Here is a 15,550-nt window from a genome sequence, read left to right on the forward strand (position 1 = left end):
TAAATTGAAATGCGACATTAGCTCAGTTGGTAGAGCGATACCTTGCCAAGGTATAGGTCATCGGTTCGAACCCGATATGTCGCTCCAATTTAATAAAGTGGCGCGATGGCAGAATGGCTATGCTGCGGATTGCAAATCCGTCGATCTCGGTTCGACTCCGGGTCGCGCCTCCATAATTCTGTATGAGTTATGATGCAAAGAATAAGAGTTTGGTGAGTTTACACATTAGCTTTAATGATAAGCGAGTGAGAGTAAGCAGTATTGATACCGACAATGCGTATCATCAAAGTCAAAGAGTTTGCCCGTGTGGTGGAATCGGTAGACACAAGGGATTTAAAATCCCTCGCTGAATAAGCGTGCCAGTTCAAGTCTGGCCACGGGTACCATCTTCTTATGAAGAGTGACTAAACCAGCCTAGCGCTGGTTTTTTTACGTCTGAAATTTGAAGTGACTTAAATCCCTCGCGCTCTTCATTGATATAGTGCGCACTAGTTCAAGTCTGGCCACGGGTACCATCATTAAAGCCTCCGCATAAGCGGGGGCTTTTTTGTATTTACGCCTATGACAAAAGAACAAGTGATTACTTTTAATAAGAGCAGTCTCGTTAAATAAGGCATCTAGGTTCAAATCTGCCACGGTACTACCATCTTCATTTAGAAGATGTAATCAAACCAGCCATCGTGCTGGTTTTTTTACGCGTTAAATTTGAAGTGACTTAAACCCCTCGCGCTCTTCATTGATATAGTGCGTACTAGTTCAAGTCTGGCCACGGGTACCATCATTAAAGCCTCCACATTACCATTCGGGGATATATACCAAATACACTATAACCCTGATTAAAGTTCAGTATATACGCCCCAACAGGGCTGCTTGTATCTTTATCTGGTTTTGCCGAAGAAAGACAAGGAGCAGAGGAGAACGGCATCCTTGAGATCTAGATTAGCCATTTTATAAGCATTCATTGAACGTTATTTGCCTGGTTAGATCGTGTTTTAACCAGTTGAATAAAATCATTTAATTTATTATTGACTGAGATTTTAATTCAGGTAAAGTGTGCCTCGTTCCCAACAGATGGGAAACAAAACGGCGCGATGGCAGAATGGCTATGCTGCGGATTGCAAATCCGTCGATCTCGGTTCGACTCCGGGTCGCGCCTCCATAATTCTTTAAGAGTTATGGCGAAAAGAATAAGAGTTTGGTGAGTTTACACATTAGCTTTAATTATAAGGCAATGAGAGTAAACAGTATTGATACCGACAATGCGTATCATCAAAGTCAAAGAGTTTGCCCGTGTGGTGGAATCGGTAGACACAAGGGATTTAAAATCCCTCGCTGAATAAGCGTGCCAGTTCAAGTCTGGCCACGGGTACCATCTTCAACTAGAAGATGTAATCAAACCAGCCATTGTGCTGGTTTTTTTACGCGTTAAATTTGAAGTGACTTAAATCCCTCGCACTCTTCATTGATATAGTGCGCACTAGTTCAAGTCTGGCCACGGGTACTATCATTAAAGCCTTTACGCTGAAATGGGGAGATATTGTGCTGCTAATGAAAATAACGACGCCCTTTACTTTATCAAGAATACAGTTGTTTTAGTCATAACCTCGGATTAGGCAGCAAGCTTAATCATTCGGTACTGTCGTTAACTCGCTAATATTAAGAAACAATCATGCTGTGTTGGTTTAGCCCTCTATAACTAAGTCGGTAAAGTCTGGTTAATTTATGTTTTGGTCATATACAAAACACAATTGTTTGCCATACTTTATTAAAGTAGTTTAAAAGGGAAGTTAGATGGGGTTTTGTCGTTTTATATGTTGTATAAGCCTGCTGTGTTTTAGTGTTGTTAGCCTTGCTGATGAACGACTTCAACGTGCGAAAAAAATGCTATATCAACAGGTATCGCTTATTGCTTTAGTTAAACCTAACTCGGAGTTTGACCAGCATAAAGTCGTGTTAACACAAGCATCTGTCAAGTCCGACGCAATTCAGCAAATAGAAACAGATATTCAAGCGTTCTGGCAATCAAAACAGATCCCTATAAACAATGCTGCTGTTAATAAACTTGATGATCCATTTATAAGAGCACTGGCTTTAGAGCCTCAACTTGCTGGCTATTTGCAGGTTCAGAATCGAATCCGTCATTTAATGTGGCTTGCTGAGCAAGATTGGTGGCAGCCAATCCAGCTATCCCAACTTATTCGTCCTGGTAAGCAAGATCCGATTATAGCAGATGTTGTTAAACGTCTATGGCTATTGGGCGATATAGAAAACTCAGCTTCAGAATCAACAATATTAGACAGTTCAGTGGCCAATGCCTTGAAACGCTTTCAATTACGACATGGCCTAAAACCGGATGCTGTTATCGGTCCTGAGACTATGAAATGGTTAAATATTTTGCCTGCAGAAAGGGCATCAATATTGGCAAACAATTTTGTTCAACGCGCAGAATTTATGGCTCAACGAGAAGAGCGCTTCTTAGTCATCAATATTCCAGCGTTTGAGATGGAGCTGTTTAATGAGGGCAGAGTAGAATTAGCCTCTAAAGTTATTGTAGGTAAACCCTATAGACCTACGCCTTTGCTAAGTAGCTCTATTTCAAATGTAGTGATTAATCCAAGTTGGCGAGTGCCAAAAAAGATCCTCTACAATGATTTACTCCCGCAAGTGAGAAAGGACGGTAACTATATCGCAGAGCGTAATTTTGATGTGTATGATCGAGATGATAATCGCATGCAAAGAACTGCAGAGCAATGGAGTGATTTAGCCAAAGGCCCATTTCCATACCGGTTTGTACAACGTCCGGGTTTAAATAATACGTTAGGACGGTACAAGTTTTACTTTCCTAACGATTTTAGTGTTTATTTGCATGACACTTCAGATCCGGAATTATTTGAACGTAGTAATCGAGCTTTATCTTCAGGGTGTATTCGAGTGCAAAACGTTGAAGGTTTAGCTAACTGGATGGCTGCAAATTTAGTTAAAGATAAACAAACTTGGGTTGATAGACATAGAGACAGAACACGAACTCAATGGTTTGCACTTAACGCTAAATTGAATGTTCATTTAGTTTATTGGACGGCTTGGATGGATGATTCGAATCAAGCACAGTTTAGAAATGATATCTACCAAATGCACAGCCAACCTCAGGTTCAAGACCACGAAAGTGCACAGATCAATGACTTGTAGTGCAGTTTTAGCTAATTTAGCTTCTGCGCTTGATTTCTTATTTCTGAAAGGTTAGTTTGCTTGCCAGTTGTTGGAAAAGTAGTCAGTGGTGAAAGTGTGTCAGTAGTATGTTCCTCTCGTAGACAGTTATTATTAGGCTTAGGTGGCGTAGCAATGTTTTCAATGTTGCCATCAAAAGCACAAGCAAGTCGTTCAACAACCGGGGTGAGAAGTTTAGGCTTTTATAATCGCCACACTGGTGAACGGGGGCAGGGAAGCTACTGGATAGATGGTAACTATCAAAGTAAAATTTTAACCAATTTTAGCCAAGTGCTAAGAGATCATCGCCAAAACGAATCTGCACCTATGGATAAACGCCTTTTTGATTTTGCGTTTAAATTAACTGAAGAACTGAGTTTTGATGATGAGTTGCACATTATATCTGGCTATCGTTCGCCAAAAACCAATGCGATGTTAGCTAAAAACAGTAATGGTGTTGCAAAAAAAAGCTACCATATGAAAGGCATGGCATTAGATCTAGATTTACCTGGTGTCAAACTTGCTCACATCCGTGAGGCCGCAATTGAGTTAAAACTTGGCGGAGTTGGTTACTACCCAAATTCAGGTTTCATTCATATTGATACCGGCCCGGTCAGGAATTGGTAATGTTTGGCGTATATCTGAGTATTAAGTACGATAAACTTTGTTAATTTAAAAGCGCTATGGTAGAATCCGCCCGCTTTAAGCACAAGTCATCGTTGGTCGAAAATGGTGACTTTGAATTTTTTATTATTTTTTATAAAGTGAGTTAAATATGTCTTACACTATCGCTGCACAAGTTCGTACAGAAATCGGGAAAGGTTCGAGCCGCCGCCTACGTCACGCTAAGAAAGTTCCTGGTGTTATCTACGGTCCAGGTAAAGAAGCTATCTCTATTGTTTTTGAACACAAAGATATCATCAACATTCAAGAGAACCAAGATTTCTACACTTCTGAGCTAACTATCGCTCTAGAAGGTAAAGATGTTAAAGTTCGCGTTCAAGACATGCAACGCCACGCGTTCAAGCCTATGATCGAACACGTTGACTTCAAATTCGCTTAATTTTAAGCTGATTTGATAAAAAAGCGCCTTAAAGGCGCTTTTTTTATGGCTGAACATATTTAATAACTATTCTGCTGGTTTTTCTGGGCAAGCAGCAATAATACTGATGTTTCCTTCATCGCATTGTTCAAGTTTTACGTCAAATCCCCATAAGCGATGTAGGTGCTTTACCACTTGCTGACAAGTATCAGCCAGTGGGATCCTTGAGTTAGGTACATACCTTAAGGTTAATGATCGATCTCCTTTTACCTCTACGTTCTGAACTTGAATGTTTGGCTCAAGATTAGAGAGGTTATATTGCTGAGATAGTTTTTCTCTGATCTCTTTATATCCAGAATCATCATGAATAGCCGAAACTTGAATATGGTTTTTTCTATCATCATCAAGAATAGAAAATAGCTTAAATTGTCTGATGATATTTGGCGATAGATACTGACTTATAAAGCTTTCGTCTTTAAAGTTCTCCATTGCAAAGTGTAAGGTTGTTAACCAGTCACTCCCAGCAATATCAGGAAACCATTCTTTATCTTCTTCTGTTGGATTTTCACAGATCCGACGTATGTCGACAAACATATTAAAACCCAAAGCGTAAGGGTTAATACCACTATAATAGGGGCTGTTATAACTTGGCTGCGCGACAACATTGGTGTGGCTTTGTAGAAATTCCAGCATGAATCTGTCTGTGACTAAACCCTCATCATAGAGATGGTTTAAGATGGTGTAATGCCAGAATGTTGCCCAGCCTTCATTCATCACTTGAGTCTGTTTCTGGGGATAGAAATATTGCCCCATTTTACGGACTATTCTAACAATCTCTCGTTGCCAAGGTTCTAATAACGGGGCATTTTTCTCTATGAAGTAGAGGATATTCTCCTGTGGTTCTGATGGAAAGTTAGTTTTTTCAAGCTTAGCTTCCTCTTGTGGTTGATCGGGAATGGTGCGCCACAGTTCATTAACTTGACTTTGTAAGTAGGCTTCTCTGTCTTTTTGGCGAACCTTTTCCTCTTTGAACGATATTTCACTCGGACGTTTATATCTATCAACGCCATTACTCATAAGGGCATGGCAAGAGTCGATAATACTTTCCACTTTTTCAATACCGTAAAGCTCTTCACATTCGCTGATATAGTTTCGAGCAAACACAAGGTAATCAATAATAGAGCTTGCATCAGTCCATGTTTTAAAAAGGTAGTTACCTTTAAAAAAACTATTATGGCCAAAGCTTGCATGTGCCATTACTAGTGCTTGCATTGTGATGGTATTTTCTTCCATCAGATAAGCGATGCACGGATCCGAATTAATCACAATTTCATAGGCAAGTCCCATCTGCCCACGTTTATAACCCTGTTCCGTTTCGATAAATCGTTTACCAAATGACCAGTGAGTATAACCTATTGGCATACCAATACCGGCATAAGCATCCATCATCTGCTCTGCAGTAATGACCTCTATCTGATTCGGGTATGCGTCTAAGCGATAGATCCCTGCAACGCGCTCAATTTCGGTCAAATAGGTTTGTAATAAATCAAAGTTCCAATCTGGGCCATCATCCATTGGTGTTGTTTTATTTGGAGTATCCATTAGCGCCTCCTACACAGCCTGCTTTTTAAAAAGCTCTCTAAATACTGGGTAAATATCCTCAGCCTGCTTGATATGTTGAACAGCAATATTGGCATGTGATTTTTGTAAATCTTCATACTCTCGCCACAAGGTTTGGTGTGCACGATTAGTGATTTCGATATAACTAAAATAGCGTACAACAGGAAGTAGTTTCTTTTCTAAAAGCTCGTGACAAGAAGGGGAGTCATCGGCCCAGTTATCGCCATCCGATGCTTGAGCTGCGTATATGTTCCACTCATTTTCCGGATAACGTTTTTGCTGGATTTCGTGCATAAGTTTAAGTGCACTAGATACAATTGTACCGCCAGTTTCTTGGGAGTAGAAAAACTCATGCTCATCGACTTCTTTAGCTTGTGTATGATGGCGGATATACACAACTTCGAGATTTTTATAGGTTCGAGTTAGGAATAAATACAGCAATATGTAAAATCGTTTCGCCATATCTTTGGTTGCCTGATCCATGGAACCAGAGACATCCATGAGGCAAAACATCACCGCCTGACTAGACGGTACTTCACGTTTAGCGTAATTGTTGTAACGTAAATCGAAGGTATCAATAAACGGCACTTTCTTAATCCGCTCTTTGAGATCTTTGATTTCAGCCTTAAGCGCCAATATACGCTCAGCTTCTGAGCCTGGGGTATTTTCAAGATCCTCAAGCTCACGCTCTAATGCAATTAACTTGGACTTCTTAGTGGAAGTCATCGCCGTTCTACGAGCAAGTGATGAGCGTAATGAGCGGACAATATTAATATTGGCTGGTACGCCATCATTGGTAAAACCGGCTCGATACACTTGATATTCAACGAGTTTATTTAATCGATTATTTTGCAAGTTAGGTAACTCTAGATCTTCAAACAGAAGCTCTAAGTATTCATCTTTAGATATTTGGAAAACAAAATCATCTTGGCCTTCGCCAGAGTCTGATGCTTCTCCTTGTCCGGCACCTTGCCCTTGTCCTTTTGGTGGGCGTTCAATTTGATCGCCGCGAGCAAATTTATCGTTACCCGGGTGGACACGCTCACGGACGCCGCCATTACCTTGGTGAAATGTAGGCTCGCTAATGTCGCGAGTAGGGATACTGATCTTTTCGCCTTTATCAACATCAGTCACGCTGCGGCGGGTGACTGCATCACTTACCGCTTTTTTAATCTGCTTTTTATAACGATTAATAAATCGTTGACGATTGACGGTACTTTTACCTTTGGCGTTAAGTCTTCTATCAATAAAACTTGTCATGCGCACCTCCTAGCCGATAGTGGGGGAGTTAACTCCCCCCTGGGCTTTTTAAGAAGACTTTCTTACTCTCAAATACCATTCTGAAAGTAGTCTTACTTGTTTTTGGGTGTAGCCTTTTTCCATCATACGATTAACAAAATCATCGTGTTTACGTTGATCATCTGTCGAGGTTTTACCATTGAAAGAGATAACCGGTAATAGATCTTCAGTATTTGAAAACATCTTTTTCTCAATTACCGTTCGTAATTTTTCATAGCTAGTCCAAAGTGGATTTGTACCTTCGTTATTGGCGCGAGCACGCAACACGAAATTGACAATTTCATTTCGGAAGTCTTTAGGGTTGCTGATTCCGGCAGGCTTTTCTATTTTTTCAAGCTCGGCATTTAAAGCGGCTCTATCGAAAAGCTGACCTGTTTCAGGGTCGCGATATTCTTGATCCTGAATCCAAAAGTCAGCATATGTAACATACCTATCAAAAATATTCTGACCATATTCAGAGTAGGACTCTAAATACGCTGTTTGAATTTCTTTACCAATAAATTCAACATACTTAGGGATAAGGTATCCTTTTAAAAACTCTAAGTAACGTTCAGCCATCTCCGATGGGAACTGCTCTTGTTCAATTTGACGTTCTAACACATAAAACAGGTGCACTGGATTTGCAGCTATTTCGGTATGGTCAAAATTAAATACTCGCGAGAGAATTTTAAAAGCGAATCGAGTAGACAAACCTAGCATACCTTCATCAACGCCAGCGTAATCGCGATATTCCTGATATGACTTAGCCTTAGGGTCGGTATCCTTTAAGCTTTCGCCATCGTATACGCGCATTTTAGAGTAAATGGAGGAGTTCTCTGGCGCAATGACTCTTGATAACACACTAAATTGCGCCAAAGTTTCTAAGGTTCCTGGTGCACATGGCGTGTTAGCAAGCTCTGAATTGGCCAATAGTTTTTCGTAAATGCGAACTTCTTCTGAAATTCTGAGGCAATAAGGCACTTTAACGATATAAACACGGTCTAAAAATGCTTCATTGGTTTTGTTGTTTCTAAAGGTAGTCCATTCTGACTCGTTGGAGTGAGCCAAAATAATGCCAGAGAAAGGTAGGGCAGATAACCCTTCTGTACCATTATAATTACCTTCCTGAGTGGCTGTTAATAATGGATGTAGCACCTTAATTGGTGCTTTAAACATCTCAACAAACTCCATCATGCCTTGGTTAGCACGACATAGTGCACCTGAGTAGGAATAAGCATCAGCATCATGTTGTGCAAAATGCTCTAGTTGACGAATATCAACTTTACCCACCAGTGATGAAATGTCTTGGTTATTCTCATCACCGGGTTCGGTTTTGGCTATCGCGAGTTGGTCGAGAATTGAAGGGTAAACTTTGACCACTTTGAATTTTGAGATATCACCACCAAACTCATGTAAACGTTTAACCGCCCAAGGTGACATAATGGTTTTAAGGTAACGTTCGGGAATGTTGTATTCGCCTTTTAAAATATCTCCGTCTTCATCAACGTTGAAAAGACAAAAAGGGTGGTCGTTTACCGGGCTGCGAACGCCATCAGCAGTTAACACATATACAGGCACATCTTGCATTAACGCTTTTAGTTTTTCTGCTAATGATGATTTACCACCACCCACAGGGCCGAGTAAATATAAGATCTGTTTCGACTCTTCTAAGCCTTGAGCTGAATGTTTTAGATAAGCCACAATTTGCTCAATCGCTTCTTCCATGCCATAGAAATCTTTAAATGCTGGATAGCGAGAGATTAAGCGGTTGGAAAACAGCCTACTTAAGACAGGATCTTTCGAGGTATCAATGACCTCCGGCTCACCAATAGCCATTAATAATCGTTCAGCAGCAGATGCGTACGCGCTGCGGTCTTGTTTGCAGATTTTTAAAAAGTCTTCTAATGAATACTCTTCGTCGAGTTTTTTCTCATAGCGCTGTTGGTAATGCTCAAATATACTCATAACCGGCCCCCTGAAACGCACAAATGATAAGATTAGAGGTCAATGGGATTTGCCTCCTAACTTTAATGTTAGTCGTAAAATGGGAGCTTTGTAGTAAAAAAGTAAATAAAAACAATAAGAAATAGTTGCAAATGCAATAGTTGCAGTTGATAGGTTTTACTAAAATCGACTAAGCATTATTATTTCTAATGTGCGTTTTACTATGTCTGTTTTGCTATTCCCCTGTGGTAATTTAGCCTGAATAGCTGAGCCTTATAGCCGATAAACTGGTATCAATTCTGAAGCGCTGTATGTTTACTTTGCTCATCTGTTTCTTCCAAATAGTTAACAATACTTGTTGAAATAAACATCGATAGTCTGGATTTGAAGATCCGCTACAAAGACAGATAAACCAAGTAAACAAATTGATTACTTGGTTTATTTAATGGGAGCTGTGTTGGCTATGAATCGGTGTCTACGAGTTACCAATATTGACTAACCAAACACCATTTATGCTAAGCCATGTTTAGTCTGCTCGGATCTCCGCCAAGGCTTTAGCTTATTTAGAGTAGTCAAACTCAGAAGTCGCTTGCCATACTCGGTAACGGATCTGAGTGTTTTCCGGTAGGTAGAATACTTTCGCAGTTCTGCTATCGTATTTCATCATTAAGTCGCTGCGGATTGTAAGAAACTGCTCTGTTTTTACTTGCTCAAAACAGGCCATCATAGTGCTTGGGCCATCAGTGATGTTGTCGACCTGATAGTAATTGTAACCCCATCCCTTAACAGTTAACTGCTGTAAGTCTCCATTTAAACTATGTTTATTACAATCAACCATTCTTGATTGGCCAATTTCAATCTCAACCATGTAATCATTTTCGTTATCAAGCTTTGGCAGAGTTAAGATATGTTGTACCTGACCAGCTTCTGGTTTCGGGTACATTTTTGTGTCTGCAGAAACCTTATAACTTTTAGATGTATAAGATTGGGAAGTTAGCATAGGTTGATCAATTGCAGATGGATGTACTGGGCTAGTTGCACTTGCACTGAAAGTCATGGCTGCCAATGTGATCGCTCCAATGGTTAAAGAGGTAGTAAGAAGTGTGCGAGTCATGTTTGTGTTAGTGAATAAAGTCATAAATTCTCCAAAATAGTAGCATTGCTTATGTTCAATACTCATATAAACGGCCTAGTTTTTAAAAAGGGTTAATGAAACTGAAATTTATTTCAAATAATTTTTTCTTTTAAACAAAATACCTAATTAACAAACCCTTACTACGTTTCTTCTATTTGATTAGTTTGATTTTAGCGATTTTAGTTCCGTAGCGACTTAAAGTTTCCCTTACTCAATTGGTGATCTGGATCACGTAAACCCATTCATCAATTGTATTAGTAAATTTTAGAACGTATTTTAATTTGAGTTTCAAACTATTCGACTTTCAAGTTAAATGGTATTCAAGTTATATGTAAATCAAATTATAAGTTATTCAAATTATAAGGTGGTCAAGTTTTAAGGGGCGAAGTCATAAGGTCTTCAAGCTAAAGGGTGTTCAATCTATATAGGTTACAAAGTAAATAGCTTGCAGGGTTGATGGTAGTCAAGCAATTGGGCAGGTAAACAATAGACCTGTCAAACAGTGAGGTACGAATTATTGAGTAAGTTTGGCAAGAAACAGAACTGCTAACTGTTGTTTCACGCAAGGTTTTACCGTCGTTAACGGTAACTTAATACTGAAAATTAATAATAAAGATAAGGTTATTAGATGCTTAAGAATGAAGGACAAACGTCAAATTGTAAACATAAGCAAAGTTTTTCTAATATAAATAGTGCTGGGGAACGTAATACCGCGTATGTGTTGCTACTTACTGTAGTGACTATGGTTGTCGAAATTGTAGCCGGAACTGTGTACGGTTCTATGGCGTTATTAGCAGATGGTTGGCATATGGGAACCCATGCTGCGGCATTTATGATCACTTTGTTTGCTTATCGCTACGCTCGGAAGAATGCGAATTCTGCCGACTTTTCATACGGCACAGGTAAGGTGAGTGTACTAGGCGGTTATACAAGTGCAATTGCGTTGGGTTTAGTAGCATTGGTAATGTTGGTAGAGTCTGGTACAAGAATATTCAGTCCGCACGAAATCTATTTCAACCAAGCCATTTTGGTCGCAATTATTGGCCTTACAGTTAATGTCGCGAGTGTATTCTTACTCAAAGATCACCATGGTCATTCCCACGGGCACGCTCATGGCGAACATCTTGATCATACTCATACTCATACTCATGGACATGACCATAATCTACGCGCTGCTTATTTTCATGTATTGGCGGATGCGCTTACTTCAGTATTAGCGATTGTTGCGCTGCTGATGGGAAAATACTTTGGCTTAACTTGGTTAGACCCATTAATGGGGATTGTAGGCGGAGTCATAATAAGTCGCTGGGCTTGGGGGTTGTTAAAGCAAACTAGTCCAGTACTTTTAGATGCGAGTATCGAGCAAGATTACATTAAACAGATCACCGCAAAACTTGAGCAGGAACAAGCGTTGGTAACAGACTTACATATTTGGAAAGTAAGTGCAGATCATTATGCTGCAACGCTTGTTATTGAGTCTGCTACGGGTGAAGGTGCGGACTATTTTAAAGCTAAAATTGCAGATTTTGAGCGCTTAACGCATGTCACTATTGAAGTTAATAAGCCGAGTGAGGCACAATAACTGTCTATTCCTTTAGAGTTAAATAAATGACAAACCAAGATGATAGTTTAAATCATGCAATGATTGAGTTTTACGAGAAGTTATCATCTTGGGAAACTGCGGTGGTTAAAGATAAAGGCTTTAGCTTACCTCAAGTACATACGGTTGAGATTTTAGGTCTTAATGGTCCTATGCGCATGAAAGAGCTAGCGCAGAAGATAGGGATCACAACTGGCACCTTAACTGTTCAGATTGATAAAATGGTCGATGCAGGGCTCGTTATACGCGTGCCGCACACTAATGACAGACGTTCGATACTTATTGAATTGACCGATAGTGGCTACGATATGTTTTCTGAGCACGATAAACTTCACTCACAGTTAACTCAGGACTTAACCGCTAAATTTAGCGATGAAGAGCGGGCACAATTGTTGAACTTTTTTGAACGGATTAACAAAGAGTTTTAGCGATTCTGATCCTGCGACTCTTAATAAACAAGTCTAAACCAAGTTCAACTATGCTCTTCACTTGATGTGAGCAGCATGGTCATGCAAGTTCCAGATATACACAAAACATTGCGCTAAGTTCTCGCTGGAAGGGCAAATATTGTACTAATGACTGTGACAAAAAACGGTGGCTTAAAAGCTGGCATGTTAGTGCAACGTAACAGTTAGCTAGTGATTCCACTGCCTAATATTCCAAATTGTGATTCCCCGATAGTTACATTTGATACATTTTAATCTTAAATGTGGTAAATGTTGCAGTACTTGCTTTGTAGAAAATCATTAAAGTGCTAAAATTACTTTGGAACCGCCTACTTAGGCTATGGCAAGGAGGGCCAAACTTCCTTCTAACCTGTCTTAATTAAGTGAGCAACCTCAGTGCTATCACGTCTTAAAAGTCTCAACAGTTTACAATTCACATTTATATTGGCGCTTTATTACGTTTGCGTGTTCAATATTCCTTTTTTCAATGTAGTCAAACATGGTATCGACAAGCAAGCTGACGTCAATATGCTGTTTATTGCGACAGTGCCTTTCTTTTTGGTGTTCGCGTTATCTTTTGTTTTTAGCTTGTTTACGCTGAAATATTTAACCAAACCATTTTTCATTTTACTAACCCTTATATCAGCTAATGTATTTTTTGCGGAATTTCAGTATGGGGCGGTTTTTGACTACGGTATGATTGAGAATCTGGTTCAAACAAATCAGTCAGAAGCTTCAACTTACCTGAACTGGGTATCAATTCTAAGCTTTATCGTAACTGGCGTTTTGCCAGCCTTTCTTATCTATAAAGTTAATATACGCTACAAACCATTTGCAAAAGAAGTACTCAGCAAAGCACTATTTATGTTAGCTATGCTTGCAGGTATTTTGTTGATAGCCGCTTTCTACTATGAAAACTATTTAGCATTTGGTCGTAACAATAGCCTAATAAAACGCTCTATTATTCCCACATACTTCATTGGTTCTACAGCCAAATTTATTAATCTAAATTACCTACAAACACCGCTTGAATATCAACAACTTGGTTTAGATGCTAGCAATACTAGCTCTAAATTAGAGCAAAAAGATAAGCCTAATCTGGTGGTTATGGTTGTTGGAGAAACCGCAAGGGCGATGAACTATGCCTATTATGGTTATCAACAACCAACAAATTCACATACTCAAGAACAAGATTTATTGGTTTTTAATAACACCACCTCATGTGGAACGGCTACAGCGGTGTCATTGCCATGCATGTTTTCCAGAATGGATAGGCAAGATTATGATGAGCGAAGGGCAAAGGCGCAAGATAATGTGATCGACGTACTGTCTCATGCGGGGATCCAATTGCAATGGTTAGATAATGACAGTGGTTGCAAAGGCGTCTGTAACAACATTAAGCACCTTTTAATCGATAATACTCATAAGTCAAAGTGGTGTAATGGTGAGTCTTGTTATGACCAAGTATTAGTGGATGAATTGGATCATCAATTAGCTGATATTAGTGCCAAAGACACAGTGATTGTGCTGCACATTTTAGGTTCACATGGTCCGACATATTACCAGCGTTACCCTGTGGAACATCGATTTTTTACGCCAGATTGTCAGCGCAGCGATATACAAAATTGCACAAAATCAGAGTTGCTCAATACCTATAACAATACTATTTTGTATACGGATTATATTATTTCACAAGTTGTAAATCGCCTTAAACGCGAGAGTAATAAGTTTGATACGGCGATGCTGTATATGTCGGATCACGGTGAATCATTAGGCGAAAGTGGCTTGTATTTACACGGTGCGCCTTATGCTTTAGCACCTAAAGAGCAAACTCATATCCCATTTTTAGCATGGTTTTCACCTGAGTTTGCATTGCAAAACAACTTGGATTTAACTTGTCTAAAAAAACAAGCTGCAGCAGGAGGATTCTCTCACGATAACCTGTTTGATAGCTTACTTGGGTTGATGAATATAACTAGCGAAGTGTATCAAGCCAAAGCAGATATTTTTGCCCGTTGTAGGCGCTAATAATTATAAAATATAGTTTCTTCAAAAAGAAGCTGGCAACATCTAGCTTCTTGTTTAAACTATTGATTGGTATGGATATCAATAAGGGATGGCTAAATTCATGGATATGGCACAACATTTATCAGAAACTGAGTTATCGGCAAAGATTTTGCGTCATGCAGTTCCTAAGATGTCGGAGCTTAGTATTCCTGTAACCCCTGATAATTACGCAGTATGGTACGAATACTATAAAGGAATAAACCTAGATTTAAAGCGTGCCATCGATGGCCTTTTAGAGAACAAGGTTGAGTTCACTCCAGAGATCTGTAATAGCTTATATAAGAATTATATTCAGATGCATTATCCGGATATTATCGAAAGTGTTCAGATTGAAACTCAGGTACTCATTAATAGTTTAATTTCCAAGATTGCCAGTATGAGCAAAGGCACATCACGTTTTTCGGCGTCACTATCTGAGTTTGATACCGCATTGAAAAACAACGCTGATCCAGCTTTACTGCAAAGACTGGTAGATGGCGTAACCAGCGAGCTTGATGAAATTATTCATGCTAATAGTCAAATGGATAAGAGCCTCAGTAATATGAACCAAGAGGTCGAGTCGCTCAGGAATGAGATGCTCGAGCTAAAATCTGAAGTGCTAACGGACCAGCTTACCTCGCTCAATAATCGTCGAGCCTTTGATCAAGAAGTGATAAGCCACATAGATAGTTTCAATCATGACAACTTTGAAAGTAGCTTATTAGTGGTTGATATTGATTACTTTAAAAAGTTTAACGATACCCACGGCCACCTTATTGGCGACAAAGTATTGGCCTACGTTGCGCAAGCGCTAAAAAATGGCGTGAAAGGCGATGATTTTGTCGCCCGTTATGGTGGAGAAGAGTTTGTTATCTTGCTACCCAATACTAATCATCAAGATGCTCATAAAGTTGCAGAAAATCTGAGACGAAAAATCGCCAATAGAAACTTAACCATAGGTAAAGAGAAAAAACTCCCCCTAGGTAATATCACAGTATCTGTTGGCGTTGCATCGTTGAGGCCACACGATGATAAAGACAGCTACTTTATACGTGCTGATGAAGCATTGTATCGAGCTAAGGCGTCAGGTCGTAATTGCGTAATGGGAGAGGCAGTAGTTGAGACGCCAATTTAGAGTGTGTCTGTTATTCCTGTTGTATAACTCGCAGCCTGATACATATCAGTAGTAATCAACGTTATTTAGGATGTCATAAGAGAAAGATAAAGCGCGTTTT

11 protein-coding genes and 5 tRNA genes are annotated in these 15,550 nt (G+C 39.6%); 12 read left to right on the forward strand and 4 right to left on the reverse strand.

Annotated elements, in window-relative coordinates:
• Positions 1 to 11: 11 nt before the first annotated feature.
• The 8 genes from L2740_RS01035 to rplY all read left to right on the forward strand — a co-directional run bounded on the left by L2740_RS01035 (position 12) and on the right by rplY (position 4,267).
• Positions 12 to 87 (forward strand) — tRNA-Gly (locus L2740_RS01035).
• A 12-nt stretch (positions 88 to 99) separates the two neighbouring features.
• A tRNA-Cys gene (locus L2740_RS01040) sits at positions 100 to 173 on the forward strand.
• Positions 174 to 300: 127 nt separating this feature from the next.
• Positions 301 to 386, forward strand: a tRNA-Leu gene (locus L2740_RS01045).
• A gap of 699 nt (positions 387 to 1,085) precedes the next feature.
• Positions 1,086 to 1,159: transfer RNA gene (locus L2740_RS01050), tRNA-Cys, on the forward strand.
• A 127-nt stretch (positions 1,160 to 1,286) separates the two neighbouring features.
• A tRNA-Leu gene (locus L2740_RS01055) sits at positions 1,287 to 1,372 on the forward strand.
• A gap of 419 nt (positions 1,373 to 1,791) precedes the next feature.
• Positions 1,792 to 3,186, forward strand: coding sequence for a L,D-transpeptidase family protein (locus L2740_RS01060; protein WP_248948099.1), 1,395 nt, complete (start codon positions 1,792 to 1,794; stop codon positions 3,184 to 3,186).
• Positions 3,187 to 3,282: 96 nt separating this feature from the next.
• A complete protein-coding gene (gene mepK, locus L2740_RS01065; RefSeq protein WP_248948586.1) occupies positions 3,283 to 3,831 on the forward strand; it encodes a peptidoglycan L,D-endopeptidase MepK in 549 nt (182 codons plus the stop codon).
• A 148-nt stretch (positions 3,832 to 3,979) separates the two neighbouring features.
• A complete protein-coding gene (gene rplY, locus L2740_RS01070; protein WP_202722036.1) occupies positions 3,980 to 4,267 on the forward strand; it encodes a 50S ribosomal protein L25 in 288 nt (95 codons plus the stop codon).
• Positions 4,268 to 4,333: 66 nt separating this feature from the next.
• Here the strand turns inward: rplY and L2740_RS01075 are convergent, their stop codons facing one another.
• From L2740_RS01075 to eco, 4 genes are all read right to left on the reverse strand, one after another.
• Positions 4,334 to 5,848: a SpoVR family protein gene (locus L2740_RS01075; RefSeq protein ID WP_248948101.1), complete on the reverse strand. Its 1,515-nt coding sequence runs from the start codon at positions 5,846 to 5,848 to the stop codon at positions 4,334 to 4,336.
• 9 nt (positions 5,849 to 5,857) lie between these two features.
• Positions 5,858 to 7,126: a YeaH/YhbH family protein gene (locus L2740_RS01080; protein ID WP_248948102.1), complete on the reverse strand. Its 1,269-nt coding sequence runs from the start codon at positions 7,124 to 7,126 to the stop codon at positions 5,858 to 5,860.
• A gap of 48 nt (positions 7,127 to 7,174) precedes the next feature.
• Positions 7,175 to 9,109, reverse strand: coding sequence for a PrkA family serine protein kinase (locus L2740_RS01085; protein WP_248470790.1), 1,935 nt, complete (start codon positions 9,107 to 9,109; stop codon positions 7,175 to 7,177).
• Positions 9,110 to 9,647: 538 nt separating this feature from the next.
• A complete protein-coding gene (gene eco, locus L2740_RS01090) occupies positions 9,648 to 10,226 on the reverse strand; it encodes a serine protease inhibitor ecotin (RefSeq protein ID WP_420833491.1) in 579 nt (192 codons plus the stop codon).
• A gap of 625 nt (positions 10,227 to 10,851) precedes the next feature.
• Here eco and dmeF point away from each other — a divergent pair.
• The 4 genes from dmeF (at position 10,852) to L2740_RS01110 (ending at position 15,450) form a co-directional block, all read left to right on the forward strand.
• Positions 10,852 to 11,805, forward strand: a complete 954-nt coding sequence (gene dmeF / locus L2740_RS01095; RefSeq protein ID WP_248948104.1) for a CDF family Co(II)/Ni(II) efflux transporter DmeF — start codon at positions 10,852 to 10,854, stop codon at positions 11,803 to 11,805.
• Between the two features lie 26 nt (positions 11,806 to 11,831).
• On the forward strand, positions 11,832 to 12,251 hold the full coding sequence (locus L2740_RS01100; RefSeq protein ID WP_248948105.1) for a MarR family winged helix-turn-helix transcriptional regulator: 420 nt from the start codon (positions 11,832 to 11,834) through the stop codon (positions 12,249 to 12,251).
• A gap of 414 nt (positions 12,252 to 12,665) precedes the next feature.
• Positions 12,666 to 14,297, forward strand: coding sequence for a phosphoethanolamine transferase (locus L2740_RS01105; RefSeq protein ID WP_248948106.1), 1,632 nt, complete (start codon positions 12,666 to 12,668; stop codon positions 14,295 to 14,297).
• A 100-nt stretch (positions 14,298 to 14,397) separates the two neighbouring features.
• A complete protein-coding gene (locus L2740_RS01110; protein ID WP_248948108.1) occupies positions 14,398 to 15,450 on the forward strand; it encodes a GGDEF domain-containing protein in 1,053 nt (350 codons plus the stop codon).
• Positions 15,451 to 15,550 lie beyond the last annotated feature (100 nt).

The organism is Shewanella pneumatophori (assembly GCF_023283895.1).
Classification (GTDB): Bacteria; Pseudomonadota; Gammaproteobacteria; order Enterobacterales; family Shewanellaceae; genus Shewanella; species Shewanella pneumatophori.